Raw genomic sequence first — 2,605 nt, 5'->3', positions numbered from 1 at the left:
CTATTACATTGCACCGGTTTTGTTTTTTGCGGGTTTCTGGGGATATACAAGTAAGCAAGAAGGTGGTGGCGCCAAGACCATGCTGGTGTCGGCTGCAAATGCTCTTTTGCATTGCCTGGGCGCAGCTGCGACCACTGACATCGTATCACGGTTCAACGCTCGCTTTGTTGACCTAGGGGCATGGCCCCGCTTGTCATTTTGCCTTTACGGGGCCGAGATGATCGTGGTTGGCGGTGTGATTGCCGGCACTCTGTTCGGGGTCTACCTCTACGGCACATCACGCTGGCTGAATATGAACCACAACGACGCGTTCAGTTCGATGCGGCGTGACACCCACCGGCATTTCCTGAGGCTGCGCATTCAAAACGACAAAGTTACGGTCTTCCCTGTGGGCCTCACCAACATTCCTTTGCGGAAGGACTGGCGTCTTAATGAAGCAAATCTCGGCACCCCGCCTCCAGCCTACGTGCCCGTACCTGCTCTGGCCCCGCATCTGATTGAACAGCCCTATTCTGTGTCTTAACGCCTGGACGTTGCACTCGGGCAAAATCTCGAAGGTTTCCTCACGTCACTGGACCCGTGGCACATCACGCGCGAAGCGGTCCAGGCGCTTTACCTCTTTGCCATCCCTTGGCTTCGGCGATCGCGGTCGGAAACACCTCATTGAAGCGATTTAACATAATGGATACTATTAGAATCTAAGTCTTTGATAAGACGAGATAAATATTAGTTCCATAATTAAGCTTCTGCCGTTTTTAGGGTAGAAGAGCGGACCCGCAAACGATTGGCGGTTCTATAATCAAGAACCGACTGGGGTTATTGCATGCCTTCCGAACTTGCTGCCTTGAGCCTCCAGCCGAATTGCGCGCGCTGATGAAGGAAACTGGTGGGTCTGGATCTGCAGTGTTGCGACTTTGATCGATGCCCTTATCTTGGCGTTCGAGTCGGAAGAGCGCTACATCGCAAGACCCACTATTGAGGGGGCGCTCTTCTGCTATCGGAGGCACGCGGCTTAGTGCAAAACTTTCCAATTTCGAGACAGAGGTTAGCCGATGCCGTCCGAAGGCGGGGGTTGCAGGTTCGAATCCTGTCGGGTGCGCTCGACGGGTCCGGGACAACGGAAGCCCACAAAGAGATTGCGACCGACCGGGTAGGCACCAGTGCGCGTCGTTTCCACATGTTCATTCCTTTTTGAGGATCTCGCCAAGATCGGCGAGGCGGTCGATCACGTGGTCCGGTCTGAATGGAAATCGCTCCATGTCAGCCCGCGTGCTCACCCCAGTAAGAACAAGGGCTGTCTTCAGACCCGATTCCAATCCGGCGACAACGTCCGTATCCATTCTGTCTCCGACCATGATCGTATCGGCTGCGCTAACTCCTAGGCGGTCGAGCGCGCTTCGCATCATGAACGGGTTCGGTTTGCCGACGAAATAGGGCTGACGGCCGGTAGCCTTTTCGATCAGGGCTGCGACCGCGCCGCAGGCCGGATGGAAGCCGCGCTCGGTCGGGCCGGTGGCATCCGGATTGGTGGCGAGAAACCACGCGCCCTTTGCCACAAGCTCGGCGCCGGCGGCGATCTGCTCATAGTGGTACGAAGTGGTGTCGCCGAGGACCACGAAATCCGGGGCAAACTGCGTGATCCGACAGCCTGCGTGCCGAAGGGCCTCGACCAGTCCGTTGTCGCCGATGACATACGCGGATGATCCGGGCTTTTGCAGCTCCACGAACCGCGCAGTGGCGAGCGCCGATGTGTAGATGTGCTCAGGCTGAACGAGGAAGCCAACCGCCCTCAAACGTTCGGCATGATCCTCCGGCGTGAAGCGGGAGTTATTGGTGAAGATCTGAAACGGCTTGCCGTTTGAGACCAGCCCGGCGACATAGTCGATCGAGCCTGCAATCGGCTGGCCGCCGCGGACTAAAACCCCGTCCATATCGAGCAGGTGCGCTACGATCATCAGACTTCGACCCCTGATGTTGTTGGATGGACGCATGGCATAAGTCGGTTCTGGGTCACGTGCGTTGTTCCCTTTTCCAGATGTTTGCGCGGGCAATGTACGCACCGAGAGCAGTGTGGGAACGGCATGGGATCGCTGGTGGGGCAATTAGGACATTGCGGCGTGCAAAAGGGTCCATCGCACGGCCCGAATGTCCCTTAACTGATCCTTCCCTGCTGACAGATCTTGCCGACCGGGCGATGGAGGATGCAGCCAAGGTCGGTATTTCGCGATCATGGTCGCAGCCGTCGCCAACAGTGCGGGCGGCATTCCGGGGTGCCACGCGGAACTGAATCGCGCGCCGATGCTTGAATCGGGTTCGAGTAGCTCTGGGTGGCGTGATGCAAGACAAGCGTTTCGATATGCCCGTTTCGGTCGCGTTAGGCCGGTCGGGCAACACTATCTACAAGGTTGAGCGCGTGGCGCAGGCGGCCGATGTGCTTCTCAATCGTTGGCCGGCGGTGACGGGGAAAAGCCATGTGGCCGCTCGAAGGGCCTGCCTGGCGGTCTTGGACGGGATCAAAGAAGCCAGCGTGGCAAGGGCGGCGTTCGTGAAGGCCGCGGCTGACGCAGACATCTTGCGCGAGGACGATTATGGCCGTGGCTAAGAA

The 2,605-nt window shown here is 57.9% G+C and carries 2 protein-coding genes and 1 pseudogene; 2 read left to right on the top strand and 1 reads right to left on the bottom strand.

Translation table 11 applies throughout. The annotated features are described in order from the left end of the window. A pseudogene (locus EOA22_RS37820) lies at positions 1-523 on the top strand (hypothetical protein); the annotation flags it as partial. Positions 524-1,181: 658 nt separating this feature from the next. Here EOA22_RS37820 and EOA22_RS30380 read toward each other — a convergent pair. Next, a complete protein-coding gene (locus EOA22_RS30380) occupies positions 1,182-1,955 on the bottom strand; it encodes an HAD-IIA family hydrolase (protein ID WP_063170771.1) in 774 nt (257 codons plus the stop codon). Positions 1,956-2,335: 380 nt separating this feature from the next. On the opposite strand from EOA22_RS30380, the gene EOA22_RS30375 reads away from it, so the two are divergent. Then, complete coding sequence (locus EOA22_RS30375; RefSeq protein WP_015314855.1) at positions 2,336-2,602, top strand: DUF982 domain-containing protein; 267 nt, start codon at positions 2,336-2,338, stop codon at positions 2,600-2,602. Positions 2,603-2,605 lie beyond the last annotated feature (3 nt).

The sequence above is a fragment of the Mesorhizobium sp. M7A.F.Ca.US.014.04.1.1 genome, assembly GCF_003998745.1.
Taxonomy (GTDB): Bacteria; Pseudomonadota; Alphaproteobacteria; order Rhizobiales; family Rhizobiaceae; genus Mesorhizobium; species Mesorhizobium ciceri.
Note: the sequence above shows the minus strand (reverse complement) of the source record. Positions and strands in the feature narration are given on the sequence as shown.

What these genes read in the sequence shown, in the direction of transcription:
- EOA22_RS30380 (WP_063170771.1), bottom strand. Translation starts at nt 1,955, where the DNA reads ATGATCGTAGCGCACCTGCTCGATATGGACGGGGTTTTAGTCCGCGGC.
- EOA22_RS30375 (WP_015314855.1), top strand. Translation starts at nt 2,336, where the DNA reads ATGCAAGACAAGCGTTTCGATATGCCCGTTTCGGTCGCGTTAGGCCGG.